Source organism: Acidovorax sp. HMWF018, from assembly GCF_003061035.1.
GTDB lineage: Bacteria > Pseudomonadota > Gammaproteobacteria > Burkholderiales > Burkholderiaceae_C > Acidovorax > Acidovorax delafieldii.
The window spans coordinates 28,350-43,106 of the sequence record NZ_QAIM01000471.1 but is presented as its reverse complement, the minus strand read 5'-3'; the positions used below and the strand labels follow the sequence as shown (position 1 = coordinate 43,106).

The 14,757-nt window shown below is 67.9% G+C and carries 15 protein-coding genes and 1 pseudogene; 14 read left to right on the top strand and 2 right to left on the bottom strand.

The annotated features are described in order from the left end of the window. From DBR23_RS19980 to DBR23_RS19960, 4 genes are all read left to right on the top strand, one after another. On the top strand, positions 1-866 hold an 866-nt coding region (locus tag DBR23_RS19980), incomplete at its 5' end, for a TolC family protein (RefSeq protein ID WP_146191381.1). A gap of 17 nt (positions 867-883) precedes the next feature. Next, the gene (locus DBR23_RS19975; protein WP_108499354.1) at positions 884-1,870 is read left to right on the top strand and encodes an HlyD family secretion protein; all 987 of its coding nucleotides are present in this window, start codon (positions 884-886) and stop codon (positions 1,868-1,870) included. Positions 1,871-2,086: 216 nt separating this feature from the next. Continuing rightward, positions 2,087-3,259 (top strand): ABC transporter permease, encoded by a 1,173-nt coding sequence (locus tag DBR23_RS19965; protein WP_108499353.1) that lies wholly within the window; start codon positions 2,087-2,089, stop codon positions 3,257-3,259. Continuing rightward, positions 3,259-4,476 (top strand): ABC transporter permease, encoded by a 1,218-nt coding sequence (locus tag DBR23_RS19960; protein ID WP_199227754.1) that lies wholly within the window; start codon positions 3,259-3,261, stop codon positions 4,474-4,476. Before DBR23_RS19965 ends, DBR23_RS19960 begins: the two co-directional genes overlap by 1 nt. On the opposite strand, the gene DBR23_RS19955 is transcribed toward DBR23_RS19960, so the two are convergent. After that, a complete protein-coding gene (locus tag DBR23_RS19955; protein ID WP_108499352.1) occupies positions 4,470-5,006 on the bottom strand; it encodes a DUF962 domain-containing protein in 537 nt (178 codons plus the stop codon). The genes DBR23_RS19960 and DBR23_RS19955 overlap by 7 nt on opposite strands. A gap of 115 nt (positions 5,007-5,121) precedes the next feature. Between DBR23_RS19955 and DBR23_RS19950 the strand changes: the two genes are divergently transcribed. The 6 genes from DBR23_RS19950 (at position 5,122) to DBR23_RS19925 (ending at position 10,963) form a co-directional block, all read left to right on the top strand. Further along, positions 5,122-5,826 (top strand): Crp/Fnr family transcriptional regulator, encoded by a 705-nt coding sequence (locus DBR23_RS19950; protein WP_108499351.1) that lies wholly within the window; start codon positions 5,122-5,124, stop codon positions 5,824-5,826. A gap of 103 nt (positions 5,827-5,929) precedes the next feature. Further along, positions 5,930-7,363, top strand: a complete 1,434-nt coding sequence (locus DBR23_RS19945; protein WP_056067777.1) for an aldehyde dehydrogenase family protein — start codon at positions 5,930-5,932, stop codon at positions 7,361-7,363. 91 nt (positions 7,364-7,454) lie between these two features. Beyond that, positions 7,455-8,081, top strand: a complete 627-nt coding sequence (locus DBR23_RS19940) for a DUF2889 domain-containing protein (protein WP_108499350.1) — start codon at positions 7,455-7,457, stop codon at positions 8,079-8,081. A 56-nt stretch (positions 8,082-8,137) separates the two neighbouring features. Next, on the top strand, positions 8,138-8,899 hold the full coding sequence (locus tag DBR23_RS19935) for an SDR family oxidoreductase (RefSeq protein WP_015013621.1): 762 nt from the start codon (positions 8,138-8,140) through the stop codon (positions 8,897-8,899). Positions 8,900-9,278: 379 nt separating this feature from the next. After that, positions 9,279-10,277 carry a hypothetical protein gene (locus tag DBR23_RS19930; RefSeq protein ID WP_108499349.1) on the top strand — a complete coding sequence of 333 codons (999 nt, stop codon included), beginning with the start codon at positions 9,279-9,281 and terminating at the stop codon, positions 10,275-10,277. After that, a complete protein-coding gene (locus tag DBR23_RS19925; RefSeq protein WP_108499348.1) occupies positions 10,274-10,963 on the top strand; it encodes a hypothetical protein in 690 nt (229 codons plus the stop codon). The genes DBR23_RS19930 and DBR23_RS19925 overlap by 4 nt, the downstream gene beginning before the upstream one ends. Positions 10,964-10,991: 28 nt before the next feature. Here DBR23_RS19925 and DBR23_RS19920 read toward each other — a convergent pair whose 3' ends face one another. After that, positions 10,992-11,846 (bottom strand): type IV pili methyl-accepting chemotaxis transducer N-terminal domain-containing protein, encoded by an 855-nt coding sequence (locus DBR23_RS19920; protein WP_225581148.1) that lies wholly within the window; start codon positions 11,844-11,846, stop codon positions 10,992-10,994. 188 nt (positions 11,847-12,034) lie between these two features. Here DBR23_RS19920 and DBR23_RS19915 point away from each other — a divergent pair, with 188 nt between their 5' ends. The 4 genes and pseudogenes from DBR23_RS19915 to DBR23_RS31240 form a co-directional block, all read left to right on the top strand. Then, positions 12,035-12,454, top strand: a complete 420-nt coding sequence (locus tag DBR23_RS19915) for a BLUF domain-containing protein (protein ID WP_056067298.1) — start codon at positions 12,035-12,037, stop codon at positions 12,452-12,454. A gap of 47 nt (positions 12,455-12,501) precedes the next feature. After that, the gene (gene moaA, locus DBR23_RS19910) at positions 12,502-13,638 is read left to right on the top strand and encodes a GTP 3',8-cyclase MoaA (protein WP_108499346.1); all 1,137 of its coding nucleotides are present in this window, start codon (positions 12,502-12,504) and stop codon (positions 13,636-13,638) included. A 241-nt stretch (positions 13,639-13,879) separates the two neighbouring features. Next, on the top strand, positions 13,880-14,527 hold the full coding sequence (gene mobA, locus DBR23_RS19905; RefSeq protein ID WP_108499356.1) for a molybdenum cofactor guanylyltransferase MobA: 648 nt from the start codon (positions 13,880-13,882) through the stop codon (positions 14,525-14,527). Positions 14,528-14,543: 16 nt separating this feature from the next. Beyond that, positions 14,544-14,757 (top strand): annotated as a pseudogene (locus tag DBR23_RS31240) (N-acetyltransferase); the annotation flags it as partial.

Sequence of the window (14,757 nt, the reverse complement as noted above, 5' to 3'; positions counted from 1 at the left end):
AGCTGGCGCAGCGCGCTGCCGTGCTGCGCGAATCGGCACTGGCGACCATCGAACAGCACGACGCCGCCGCGCAGAAGATGCTGGACGCCGGCGTGATCGCACGCGTCGAACGCCTGCAGGCCCGCTCCGCGCTGGAAGAGGCCCGCCGCAACGCGCGCAAGGCCCGCGACGATGCCGAGCTGGCCGCCACGGCGCTGACCCGCACCCTCAAGGCGTCCGACCCTGTGACGCCCACCAGCCCCCTGTTTGTGCTGAGCCAGCCGGTCGAGCCCCTGCCCCACTTCATCGACACCGCCTTGGCCCACCACCCAGGTTTGGACAAAGTTGCCGCCAAGAAAGAACAAGCCACGCAACTGCATGCCGCCCAGGAGGCACTGCGCAAGCCCCAGGTGTTCGCATTTGGCCAGCGCCAGCTCAAGACCGGCCGCGACGCCGACTGGGTGGCTGGCGTGGGCGTGCGCTGGACGCTGTGGGACTCCATCGACCGCAACGCACTGGCCGAGTCATCCAACCGCCAGATCGAGCAGGCTGAGCGCACCGGCGCACAGGCGCAGAACGACATTGCCCTGCTGGTGGAAAAGCGCTGGCAGGCCCTGGAGCAGGCGCGCCGCGCCTACTTTGCGCTGCAGCCGGGTCTGGAGCTGGCCGACGAAGTGCTGCGCCTGCGCATTTCCGGCCTGAAGGCGGGCACCAGCACCACGCTGGACCTGATCGACGCCCAGGTCAACCAGGCCAAGGCCCAGACCGAACGTGCGCAGGCCGCCCACGACTACGTGAAGGCGCTGGCCGATCTGCTGGAGGCCTGCGGCCTGTCGGAAGACTTTGGCAAATACATGGCGCGCGCTGATGCGGTGCGGGTGGAATGAGTAAAGGTGGAACGAACATGAGCAAGAACAACAGCAAAAAGGCGGCCGTGATCGGCACGGTGGCCTTTGTGGCCGTGGCAGGCTTTGTGGGCTTTGGCCTGTGGAAGGCCTCGCAGCCTGCACCCGAGGTGTTCCAGGGCCAGATCGAAGCGCAAGAGGCCGACATCGCCCCCAAGGTCACCGCGCGCATCGCGCAGATCCTGGTGAAGGAAGGCGACCAGATCGCCGTGGGCGCCCCGCTGATCCGCATGGACAGCCCCGAGGTGAAAGCCAAGCTGGCGCAGGCGACCGCCGCCCAAGAGGCTGCCCAGGCCGTGGCCGACAAGGCCCAGCACGGCGCGCGCCCGCAAGAGATTGAAATGGCCCGCCTGAACTGGCAGCGCGCCGTGGCCGCTGCCGACCTGGCCGAATCGTCCTTCAAGCGCGTGGACGGCCTGGCCCGCGAGGGCCTGGTGGCGGCGCAAAAACGCGACGAGGCCGAGGCCAACTTCAAGGCCTCGCGCGACCAGGCGCTGGCCGCCAAGGCCCAGTACGACCTGGCCCGCGCTGGTGCCCGCAGCGAAGACCGATCCGCCGCCAGCGCCCAGGCGCGCCAGGTGGCGGGCGTGGTGGCGGAGGTGCAGGCGGCCCAGGCCGAGACCGAGCTCAAGAGCCCCGTCGCCGGCGAAGTGGCCAAGGTGCTGGCCCGCACGGGCGAGCTGTCGCCGCAGGGCGTGGCCGTGGTCACGGTGGTGGACCTGAAGGACCAGTGGGTGGTGCTGAATGTGCGCGAAGACCGTCTACAGCGCTTTGCCATCGGCAACGAGTTCGACGCCACGCTGCCCGCGCTGGGCGGCAAAACCGTGAAGTTCAAGGTCTACCACACGGCTGCGCTGCCCGACTTTGCCACCTGGCGCGCCACACGCGCGGGCCAGGGCTTTGACGCTCGCACGTTTGAAGTGCGCGCGCGCCCGGCGGCCCCCATCGAAGGCGCACGCCCCGGCATGACGGTGCTGGTGAACTGAAATGCGACACCCCCCTGAGCGCCTTCGGCGCTTCCCCCCGCTCTCGCAACGCTATGCGTTGCGGGCAGGGGGACGCAGCCCTCGCTGCGGGGCGGCCCTTGCTCGGCTGCCCTCGCCGGGCTGCGCCTGTTCCGAATTCCGCGACGGGACTGGAGCGCGACGGAAAACCGATCCAAAAAAGTGCCTCCAGCGCTTATCTTACAAGCGCATAAAGCTATGAATTCAATAGCAAACAGCCTTCGCCGCGAAGCCCGCCGCCTGGCGGCCGATCCGTGGGACCTGGCCATGGTCACCTGGGTGCCGCTGCTGGGCGTGGCGCTGCTGTGGTGGATCTTCTCGGCCGGCCTGCCGCGCCACCTGGCGGTGGGCGTGGTGGATGACGACCACTCCAGCCTGTCGCGCCAGCTGGTGCGCATGCTGGACGCCACACCGGGCGTGCAGATCACCCAGCACTTCACCAACGCGGCCGAAGCCGAACGCGCGCTGCGCGCGGTGGACGTGTACGCCGCGGTTTCCATCCCGCGCGACTTTGCGCGCACCGTGAAGGAAGGCCGCGCCGCGCAGGTCACGCTGCTGCACAACGCGCAGATGTCCACCCACTCGGGCCTGCTGCAGCGCGATGTGCGCACGGCCGTGGGCACCTTGTCGGCCGGTGTCGAGATGGCCGCGCGCAACAAACGCGGCGAAAGCGCCCAGGCCGTGCACGTGAGCATGGAGCCCATCCACACGCAGATGGTGGCGCTGTTCAATGTGTCCAGCAACTACGAGCAGTTTCTGGGCGCGGCGCTGATCCCCGCGCTGCTGCACATCCTGGCCATGACGGCCGGTGCCTGGACGGTGGGCCGCGAGCTGCGCGACCGCACGCTGGGCGAGTGGCTGGGCGCAGGGGGCTGGGTGCGCACTGCGGGCGCGCTGGTCGGCAAGCTCGCCCTGCCTTGGGTAACACTCACGCTGGTGGGCCTGCTGGCGCTGGTGGGCATCACCTGGGGCCGGGGCTGGCACCCGCCGGGCAACCTGTGGTGGGTGGCTGCGGCGCTGGCCCTGCTGGTGGCGGTGTCGATCACCGCAGGCGCTGCGCTGGCGGGCATCACGCGGTCGCTGCGCACTGCGCTGTCGGGCGCTGGCTTTTTTGCGGCACCGGCATTTGCGTTCAGCGGCGTGGCGTTTCCCCTTTCGGGCATGCCCGGCAGCGCACGCGCGTGGGCCGAAGCCATGCCGTTCACCCACTACATCCGCCTGCAGATCGAGCAGCTGCAAATGGGCGCACCGGTGGCTACCAGCGTATCGACCGTCGTGGCGCTGATCCTCGCCACTGCCGTGCTGTGGCTGCTGGGCGCCACTGCACTCACGCTGGCGCACCAGCGCCCCGACACGTGGGGAGGCCGCTGATGAACGCACCGATGCAACCCATGCCGGTGACGACGCCACCCCGCCAGGGCCTGCTGGGCGCCTGGTTGCAAGCACTGGCCACCGTGGTGCGCGACAAGGGCGTGATGTTGCTGTTGGTCGGAGCGCCTGTGCTCTACGGTTTTTTCTACCCCTGGTTCTATGCCGACGAGGTGCTGACCCGCGTGCCCGTGGCCGTGGTGGATAGGGACCACACCAGCCTGTCGCGCCAGATCACCCGCTTTGCCGACGCCGACCCCCGCATTGAAGTGCGTCTTGTCGCCGCCAGCGAACGCGAGGCGCAGGAGGCCCTGTGGCGCGGAGAGATCGAAGGCTACGCGGTGATCCCTGCCGGGCTCAAGCGCAGCGTGGTGCGCGGCGAAAACGCCGTGGTCAGCATCGAGGCCAACGGCGCCTACGCGCTGCTGAACAAGGCCGTGCAATACGGTTTCGCAGAGGCCGTCGGCACCGTGTCTGCCGGGGTCGAGATCCGCAAGTTGCAGGCCAGCGGCCAGAGCGCCCCCCAGGCCCGCGCCAGCCGCGCGCCGGTGCAACTGCAGATGGTGGCGCTGTTCAACCCCACCGAGGGCTACGGCAGCTTTGTGGTGCCTGCGGTGGCGCTGCTCATACTGCAGCAGACCTTGCTGATGGGCGCTGCGATGCTCACCGGCACCTGGGTGGAAAGCGGCCAGCACCGTGCCCGCGCCACCACCTGGCTGGGCCGCCTGCTGGCGCTGTGCACGCTGGGCTGGGCCAGCGGCCTGTTCTACTTTGGCTGGATCTTTGTGCTGCACGACTACCCGCGCGGCGGCAACCCGCTGGGCGCACTGGCGCTGCTGGCCTGCTACATCCCGGCCATTGCGGCGCTGGGTGTGTTGCTGGGCCTGTGGTTTGGCAACCGTGAACGCGCGCTGCAGGTGCTGCTGTTCACCACACTGCCCATCGCGTTCGTCGCAGGCTTCTCGTGGCCGGTGGAGGCGCTGCCCGAGCCGCTGCAGTGGCTGCGCTGGCTGCTGCCCAGCACCTCGGGCGTGCAGGCGTCGCTGCGGCTCAACCAGCTGGGCGCGCCGCTGTCCGCCGCGCTGCCTTACCTGTGTGCATTGGTGGCGCTGGGTGCGGTGTGCGCAGGGGCCGTGCTGGCCCTTGCGAGGCCGTCAAGCCCTTTGCGCCCTGGCGCTCAAGCAGCAAACGCGGCGGAGCGCGAGCGCAGAGCTTACTGAGGGTGGGCAGCAGCCTGTTGCCCGGTACTCAAGCGCACCGGGCCGCTGCGCTCTTCCACCGCCGCCTGCACTTCCTTGCGCAGGCCCAGTGCAAACGCCCATTCGGCCACCACAAACAGCGGACCCACAATCAGGCCCACCAGGTCGTCCACAAACGCGGGCTTGCGGCCTTCGTAGTAGTGGCCCACGAACTGGATCACCCAGCCCACGGCAAACAGGCCGATGCCCGTGGCCAGCCACATGGCCAGGGTCTGTGCGGCCACCCATTGCCCGCCTCCCAGCATGGCCGCCAGCAGCGCGGCCATGGCCAGGCCAAAGCGCATGTCCAGGCGGAAGTAGAAAACACTGGCCGCCAGCGCAGCCAGCAGCGCAGGGCTTACCGGCACCGCCCCCACCATCCAGGTCGGGCGCGACAGCAGGATGACGACGGCAAACATGATCATCGGCACGCCCACAAAATGGGTGTGGATGTTGCGCGGATCGCGGTGGTAGTCGGCGTATTGGGAGAGGTGGTCGATCAGGGTTTTCATGGGTGTCTCCAGCATGTGTTTTGCGCAGCATCAATACTCGCTCTCGGGCCGCGCCAGCGTCTGTCGTGCAGACGACAAAACCCCGCCGCCCTCCTGCCCCGTTCACTCGCATCCCATGTCCACCCCTTCTGCCTATTTACCCGTCCTCCAGACTGGCCGCTGGTTTGCCCACCTGCCGCCCGACTTTGCCCAGCCGCTGATTGCCATGGCGCAGTTGCGCCATCTGCCGACGGGCGAGGTGCTGTTCCGGCGCGGCGATGCGCCCTGTGGCCTGTATGCGGTGGTGCGCGGCGCGGTCAGCATCTCGGGCACCGGGGGGCGGGCCGACGAGGCGCGTGCGGCGCTGTTGATCCGCCTGGAGCCGCCGCACTGGTTTGGCGAGATCTCGGTGTTTGACAACTCGGCCCGCACCCACGATGCACAGGCCACCGAACCCACCACCCTGGTGCACATCCCGCACGAGCGGCTGCAGCACTGGCTGCAGGCCCACCCGCAGCACTGGCATGCGCTGGCCTTGTTGATGACCGACAAGCTGCGCTCGGCCTTCGTGGCGATGGAAGAGCTGGCGCTGCTGCCCGCCCCACAGCGCCTGGCGCGGCGCCTGGTGATGATGGCCGAGGGCTACGGGCAGTGGACGGCCGAAGGGCAGTCGCGCCGGGTGATCGAGATCTCGCAAGAGCAGCTGTCGCTGATGCTGGCGATCTCGCGCCAGACCACCAACCAGATCCTCAAGGACCTGGAGTCGCGCCAGCTGGTGCGCGTGCAGCGCGGCGAGGTGGAGATTCTGGACCTGGCCGGCCTGCGGGGGGCCTGCGCCTGATTACTATTAAATCGATAGCAACCAAGGCATATTGCACTAGCGCATCGGCGTGTTTTCACACAAATACTAAGCACACATTCCATTTCCGGGCAAAATGGCGGCCATGCAACTCAACTACATCGCCAACGCCTCGGTGCCCTCGTCCTCGGGCCGCACGATCCCCGTGATCGACCCGTCCGACGGCCAGCCCTTCGACGAGATCCAGCGCAGCAACGCCGACGACATCGACGCGGCGGTGCATGCAGCCCGCCAGTGCTACCACGCGGTGTGGCAGAAGCTGGCCCCGGTGGAGCGCGGCCGCCTGCTCCAAAAGCTTTCGGCCAAGATCCTGGAGCATGCGGACGAGCTGACGGCGCTGGAGCAGCGCGACTGCGGCAAGCCCACCAAGCAAGCACGCGCCGACGCCATTGCGCTGGCCCGCTACTTCGAGTTCTACGCCGGTGCGTGCGACAAGTTCCACGGCGAGACCATCCCCTACCCCGACGGCTACAGCGTGCTGACCTGGCGCGAGCCCCACGGCGTCACGGGCCATGTGATCCCCTGGAACTACCCCATGCAGATCTTTGGCCGCAGCGTGGGCGGCGCCCTGGCGGCGGGCAATGTGTGCGTGGTCAAGCCGGCCGAAGACGCCTGCCTGTCGCTGATCCGCGTGGCGCAGCTGGCAGCCGAGGTGGGGTTCCCAGCCGGAGCTTTGAATATCGTCACCGGCTACGGCCACGAGGTGGGCGACGCGCTGGCGCGCCACCCCGGCATCGACCACATCAGCTTCACCGGCAGCCCCAAGATCGGCACGCTGATCCAGCAGGTGGCTGCCGAGCGCCACTGCCCCGTGACGCTGGAGCTGGGTGGCAAAAGCCCGCAGATCATCTTTGCGGATGCCGACCTGGACGCCGCCATCCCCGTGGTCATCAACGCCATCGTGCAGAACGCCGGGCAGACCTGCTCGGCCGGCTCGCGCGTGTTGATCGACTCGCTGATCTACGAACCCCTGCTGGAGCGCCTGGGCAAGGCGTTTGAAAAGCTGCGCGTCGGCCCCGCCGCCATGGACCTGGACGTGGGCCCGCTGATCCGCCAGACGCAGCAGCAGCGCGTGTGGGACTTCCTCTCCGACGCGCAAGTGGCTGGCATCCCCATGGTGGCCCAGGGCGTGGTGGTGGACGAAGCCCCCGAGACCGGCTACTACCAGGCTCCCACCTTGCTGCGCGATGTGCCCGTGGGCCATCGCCTGGCGCAGGAAGAAGTCTTCGGCCCCGTGCTGTCGGCCATGGCCTTCCAGGACGAGGACCATGCGGTGGAGCTGGCCAACGCCACGCAATTCGGCCTGGTGGCCGGCATCTGGACGCGCGATGGTGCGCGCCAGTTCCGCATGGCCAAGCGTGTGCACAGCGGCCAGGTGTTCATCAACAACTACGGCGCGGCCGGCGGTGTGGAGCTGCCGTTTGGCGGCGTCAAATCCAGCGGCTATGGGCGCGAAAAGGGCTTTGAGGCGCTGTACGGCTTCACCACCTTGAAGACCGTCGCCATCAAGTACGGTTGAAGAGGCATTGCAGGGTGTCTCGCCTGCGCACGACAGCGCAGGCAGGCCCCAGTAACCTTGGCCGCTTCTGCACGACCATTTTTCTTTTTCCATGCCCCTGAGTCCCCCCGCCCCCCGCACCCTGAAACATGTCCGCCGGGTGAACTACCAGGGCTTTGAACGCGACGATGGCCTGTGGGACATCGAAGGCGAGCTGCACGACAGCAAGGCCTACGACGCCACCTCCTTTCGCGACTCCACCAAGCAGCGCCTGGCGGGTGAAGCCATCCACCACATGTGGCTGCGCGTGACCGTGAACCGCCAGCTGGTGGTGCAGGCGGTGGACGTGGCGATGGACTCGCACCCGCTCAAGGGCTGCACCGAGGCCCAGGCCGCGCTGCAGCGCATGGTGGGCTGCAGCATGGCGCGCGGCTGGCGCCAGGCCATCCAGAAGCACCTGGGCGGCGTGGAAAGCTGCACGCACCTGCGCGAGCTGCTGTTCAACCTCGCCACGGCAGCGTTCCAGTCAGTGCCTGCGGTGTTTTCGTCCAGCGATCCTGCCGAGCCGCCGCGCCACCTGGGCCAGTGCACGGGATGGGACTTCAATGGCCAAGGCGTGAAAGAGTTTTTCCCCCAGTTCTATGGCCGGCAGCCCAAGGCACCCGCCCCGGCTCCCTCTACGGCCGATACGGTTTCGGCCACTGAAATTTCAGCCCCATCGGGCGCTAGCGCTGTTTGAATATGCGCTGGTAGCTATCAATTTTGATACATCACCCCAACCCATCGGAGACACCCATGCGTGTGCAGAACAAATCCATCATCGTCACCGGCGCCGGCAATGGCATTGGCGAAGGCATTGCCAAACGCCTGGCGGCCGAGGGCGGCAAGGTCATCGTCAATGACATCAACGAAGCGGGCGGCCAGCGTGTGGTGGCCGAGATCACGGCCGCGGGCGGCACGGCAGCGTTCTTCAAGGCCGACGTGACGAAGTCCGCCGAAGTGAAGGCCATGGTCGACGAAGCCGTGCGCCTGTACGGCCGCCTGGACGTGGTGGTGAACAACGCGGGCTGGACGCACCGCAACCGCCCCATGCTCGAAGTGAGCGAGGAAGAGTTCGACAAGGTCTATGCCATCAACATGAAGAGCATCTACCTCTCGGCCATCCACGCCGTGCCCGCACTGCGCCAGGCGGGCGGCGGCAGCATCATCAACATCGCCTCCACCGCCGGGCTGCGCCCCCGCCCGGGCCTGACCTGGTACAACGGCTCCAAGGGCGCCGTGATCATCACCAGTAAGTCCATGGCCGCCGAGCTGGGCCCCGACAACATCCGCGTGAACTGCATCAACCCCGTGTTCAACCCCGACACGGGCCTGGCAGCCGAGTTTGCAGGCGGCCCGGTGGACGATGCGCGCCGCGCCAAGTTCCTGGCCACCATTCCGCTGGGCCGCTTCTCCACCGCACTGGACGTGGCCAACGCCGCGCTGTACCTGGCGAGCGAAGAGGCGTCGTTCATCAGCGGCGTGTGCATTGAGGTGGATGGCGGGCGCTGCGTTTAAGTCAGCAAGCAAACAAACAGGCGTCGCGGCATGCTCTGTGAAGCAGCCACCACGCCCCTTTTTGAGCGGCCCAATCCGCACCAGGGCAGTGCGGATTGATTTGACGGTGCAGGCCCTGCTGCCTATAGTGCCGCCGATGTTTGCGAGCCAGCCCCACACCACAGCCGCCAGCGCCACCGCGCCGCTGCGCCGTGCCGCGCGCTCGCAGGCCACGCTCCAGGCCGGTGACCGCGCTCTCTGCACCCTCGCTGCAGATTCCTGAGCCCGGCGACACCCCCTCCCCTCCGCATTCTTTTCGCGCACCTCCTGTCGCCGGGCCCCACGCCCAGCGCCAGCTTGCGCCTTGGCCACGGCCGGGGCGCGGACGTCAGGAGTGTCCATGCCCCCGTTTCCTTCGGGCGAAATTTCGCTCGCGCCGTGCGCACCCGCGCACCCACTTGCTGCCCCTGCGCTCGCGCGCGAGGGCTCTGCCGATCAGGCCGTGGCCCACGCAGCCGCCGCCGACATCACCCGGCAATTCATCCGTGCCAAGCAGCCCTGCGCCGACGGCTACCGCTGGTACCTGCGCCGCCAGGAGGGCGCCAGCAACTACCAGGCGTTGCTGGACGACCTGGTGCGCGAACGCCGCGTCGAAGACGCTTGCTGGATGCTGGACCAGTTCGGCCCCACCAACGATGTGCTGGAGGTGGACCACCTGGAGGCCGACGCGCTGGTGTTTGCCGGCAGCGTGCGCTGCCGGGGACATGCCGACGTAGAAGGTGTGCTGCGCACGGGCCGCAGCCTGAGCGTGCTGGGCGGCCTGCGAGTGGGCGGTGCACTGCGCGTGGGCGAAGACCTGCGCGTGGCAGGCGCGGTGCGCTGCGAGGGCAGCGCGCGGCTGCAGGGCGATGTGCGCGCGGGCTGGTCGCTGACCGTGGCTCAGCGGCTGCAATGCACGGGCAGCCTGCGCGTGGGCGGGGAGCTGGACTGCGGCGCCGCCGTCCAGATCGGCGGCCACTGCCGGGTGGCCCAGGATCTGCGCGTGGCGGACGACCTGGGCTGCGAAGGCGGCCTCAAGGTGGGCGGGCATCTGCAAGCCGATGCCGCCGTGCAGGCCGCCCGGGGCGTGTGGGCCATGGGCGATGTGGACTGCAAGGGCCACCTGCAGGTGGGCTGGGGTGTGCGGGCCGGTGGTCACATCCACGCCGGCGGGGCCATCCGTGCGGGCGAGAGCCTCTGGGCGGGTGAAACGATTGCCGCGGGCGACGCCTACGGCGTGTATGCGGGCCTGGATGTGCCCTTGCCCGACTGGCCCCACAGCGCCCAGGTGTGCGCCCGCGAACAACCAGCACGCCTGTTGAGCGGCTGCTGGACCGGGGGCACGGGGAGCACGCCATGATGGCCAGCGCCCTTTGCCTGCCCCTGCCCGGCCATGCCACCACCACCGGAACCACCAAGCCATCGACCAGCCACGGCCTGCTGGGCCGCTGGGCCCGGTGGCTGACCGAACTGCGCATCGACGTGGACCTGTCGGGCCGCGACATCCAGCGCGAGTTCGATGCGCTGTACGACCGCATTCGCACCAACCACCGCACGCGCGATGCGATGCAGCCGCTGCCCCTGCATGTGCGCGGGCTGGTGTTCCGCCTGCGCGAGGCCGATGGCGAATATTTTGTGTACGCCATCGACCCGCTGCGCAACCGCATCGTGGCCTACACCGTGTTCAACCGTCTGGTGGAGGTGGACCGGCGCACCGACCGCCACCTGCGCGCACCCCACACCAAGGTAGCGCACGGCTACCGGCGCATGGGCATTGCCACCGCCATCTACCGCTGGTGGCTGGACTCTGGCCGCAGCCTCATGACCGGCGCACGCCAGTCTGCCGGCGCGCACGGCCTGTGGATGGCCCTGGCCCGCGACTATGAGCTGGCGGCGGTCCGCATCGACGCGCACAAGCGCGTGCAGCACTTGCCGCTGCCACCGCCGCCGGGATTTTTCGACGCGCTGGACACGCGGCTGGTGCTGGTGGGGCGCGATTGCCGTTTGGCGGACTTCACGCTGCCTGCCGCCTGTGCCGGCCACTGACCGGCTGCGCCCAGCCGTGCGGTGCGGCTCAGCCCAGCACCTCGCGCAGGGCGGCCTCGTAGAGGCTGGTGAGCTTGTCCATCACGCCCAGCAGGCGTTCGCTGGTGGTCGCCACGGCACTGAGCCCTGCGTCATCGGCCGGGCGGCGCAGGGCTGAGTCGAAGAACAGCCACTGCGAGTCGGCCAGCTCCAGCTCGCTGCGGATGGCGGGCGTGGACACCGGCGCTGCTTTCAGCGTCTGCAGCGCCTGCCGGAAGTCGGCCGCATCGGCCACCAGTTGCGCCTGCACCACCTTCGACTCCACCTTGGCCGCATTCAGAAAATAGTTCTTGGCCAGGCGCTGCGACAGCATGCGCTGGCGGCCCGCCAGGTTGACCAGGCGGGCGCTGGGGGCCTGTGCCATCTTCTCGATGGACTCGGTCACGGTCTGCGCAACCAGCAGCGTGCGGTCTGCCTGCTCGGACGCCGCAACGACCAGTGCGGTCTGGGTGGCCGGCGCTGCCGTCAACTGGTTGAGCAGGGCAAACTGCTTTTGCACATCGGCCAGTTGGCGCCCCACATCGGCGGGCCATTGCCCTGACTGCATGCCCCGGGCCAGCTCGTTGCTGCCGGACTGCACCATCTTGCGTGCCAGCCCCATCACGTCCACCGCAGCGCCCGGCAGCACCTGCAGGTACTGCTGGCAATAGGCCTTGGCCATGCGTTGCGACAGTGCACGGAACCAGCCCGCATAGTTGATGGCCCCCGACAATCCCATCTGTGCCTGGGCCCCATTGGCCCAGGTAGGCAGCAGAATGCCCGCCGCCACCCATTGCACCGCCACACGGCGCTGGCATGGCATGGCGTCGGCGGAGAACCTGTTCAATAGCTCGCGAACTGGCATGGGAACCCCCTGAAATCGGATGCCCGTATTGTTGCAACGCAGCATTTCGACGCCCTGCGCCAGATCAAACATCCCCCGTCCGCGGGTCCCACACCTGCGGAGACACAGAACCCATCTTCGGGGTCATTGGCGGGCGGGCCCACTGATGCGCACCAAACCTGACACACTGCGCCGTTCAGGAGACACACATGTTGATACAACTGACCTATGCCAGCCGCACCTCCCGTGTGCTCGGCCCTGCGGACATCAAGGACATCTTGGGAGCGTCGCAGCGCAACAATGCCCGTGCGGGCATCACTGGTGCGCTGTGCCTGAACAACGGCATCTTCCTGCAGCAGCTCGAAGGCGACCGTGCTGCGGTCAACGCGCTGTACCACCGCCTGCTCAAGGACACGCGCCACAAAGACACGGCCGTGCTGGACTTTGGCGAGATCCCGCACCGCCGGTTTACCAGCTGGTCCATGGGGCTCCTGGGCTCGTTGGACGCCAACCGGCAGCTGTTCCTCAAATACTCCAGCACCCCCGATTTCGACCCGTTCAGCATGAACACCTTGACGCTGCGCAGCTTCTTTGACGAGATCCTGCAGAACGTGCGCTGGCTGGAGTGAGAAAATGCGGGGCATGTGCCCTCCCGTCCTGCTGAACGAGCCCACCCATGTCTGAACGCGTGATTCCGCTGGTCGATGAGCGCCTGGCCGCGCTGGCAGCCACGGTGCCAGCGCGGCTGGTGAGCCCCACGGGCCAACTCACCGACACGCGGGGCCGCCCGCTGCGCGACCTGCGCATCAGCGTGACGGACCGTTGCAACTTCCGCTGCAACTACTGCATGCCCAAGGAAGTGTTCGACAAGGACTACCCCTACCTGCCGCACGGGGCGCTGCTGAGCTTTGAAGAAATCACGCGGCTTGCGCGGCTGTTTCTGGCGCACGGCGTGCGCAAGATCCGCCTGACCGGCGGCGAGCCCCTGCTGCGCAAGAACCTCGAGGACCTGGTGGCGCAACTGGCCCAGCTGCGCACCGTGGATGGCGTGGCGCCCGACCTCACGCTCACTACCAACGGTTCATTGCTCGCACGCAAGGCCCAGGCACTGAAAGACGCCGGCCTGAACCGCGTGACCGTGAGCCTGGACGGCCTGGACGACACGATTTTTCGCCGCATGAACGATGTGGACTTTCCGGTGGCCGATGTGCTGGCCGGCATCGAGGCTGCGCATGCGGCGGGCCTGTCGCACATCAAGGTCAACATGGTGGTCAAGCGCGGCACCAACGACCACGAGATATTGCCCATGGCGCGGCACTTTCGGGGCACCGGCACCACGCTGCGCTTCATCGAATACATGGACGTGGGCGCCACCAACGGCTGGCGCATGGACGAGGTGCTGCCCTCTGCCGAACTCATCGAGCGCCTGCGTGCCGAACTGCCGCTGGTGCAGCTGGACCCGAGCAGCCCCGGCGAAACCGCCGAGCGCTGGGGCTATGCCGATGCCCAGGGCCGGCACGACCCCGCGCTGGGCGAGGTGGGCGTGATCAGCAGCGTGACCCAGGCCTTCTGCCACGACTGCAACCGCGCACGCCTGTCCACCGAAGGCAAGCTCTACCTGTGCCTGTTTGCCAGCCAGGGCTACGACCTGCGCAGCCTGCTGCGCGGGGGCGCGAGCGATGCAGAGATTGCCTCGGCCATCGCCCCCATCTGGCAGCAGCGCAACGACCGCTACTCCGAGCTGCGCAGCAGCCTGCCTGCCGACACCGGCCAGGGTGCGCGCCGCGTTGAGATGAGCTACATCGGGGGCTAGTGTGCTGTCCCGCAAATAACTGCACATGAAATCGCGTCCTCACCCCCAAGGCTGCGTTGTAAATCCTCGCGATAGCTACGGCAATCACTGCGGTTTGCGCCTTGCCCTGGGCGCGATGCCATCGATTTCATTTCGTGCAGCTATTTGCGGGACAGCACACTAGCAGCTCTGTAGAAAAAGCGTTGCGCTCATGCACAGCGCCGGCTATCCAGCACACGACTCTTTGCCCACAGGATTTCAATTGATCAATCAGCAAGACATCACCGGCCTGGTCCTCGCAGGGGGCCGCGGCTCCCGCATGGGCGGGGTGGACAAAGGCCTGCAGAACTTTCGCGGCCTGCCGCTGGCCTTGCACACGCTGATGCGGCTACAGATGCAGACCGGCGCCACCATGGTCAATGCCAACCGCAATCTGGCGGCCTACGAGGCCTTTGGCACGCCGGTGTGGCCGGACGTGCTGAGCGACTACGCCGGACCCCTGGCAGGCTTTCTGACCGGGCTGGAGCGCTGCGAAACCCCCTGGCTGCTCACGGTGCCCTGCGACACGCCGCTGTTTCCGCTGGACCTCGCCCAGCGCCTGGCGGCAGCGGCAGACGCCGAGGGCGCCGAGGGCGCCGACATTGCCATGGCCGCGGCCCCGGAAGACGACGGCAAGGGCCAGATCACCGTGCGCCCGCAGCCGGTGTTCTGCCTGCTGCGCGTGGACCTGCTGGAAAGCCTGGTCGCCTTCACCCAGGCCGGTGGCCGCAAGATCGACGCGTGGACCGGCCAGCACCGCTGCGCCATCGTGCCGTTCGACCGGCCGGGCGACGACCCCCAGGCCTTTTTCAACGCCAACACGCTGGCCGAGCTGCACGCGCTGGAAAACAGCAGCGCGCCCCAGGCCTGACCCGCGCGCCAACCCCATGAACAGTCGCCCCCCGGTGGACGCTGGCGCGGTGCAGATCCGCCCCCTGGTTGCCGCAGACGCATTGGCCTACAAGGCTTTGCGGGACGAGGCACTGCGCACAGCGCCGGATGCCTTCACCTCGGACTACGAATCCTCCGTGGGCCGCGATGCCAGCGAGTACGTGGCGCGGTTTGGCGCGCTGGAGTCCGGCCAGTTTTTCCTGGGCGCCT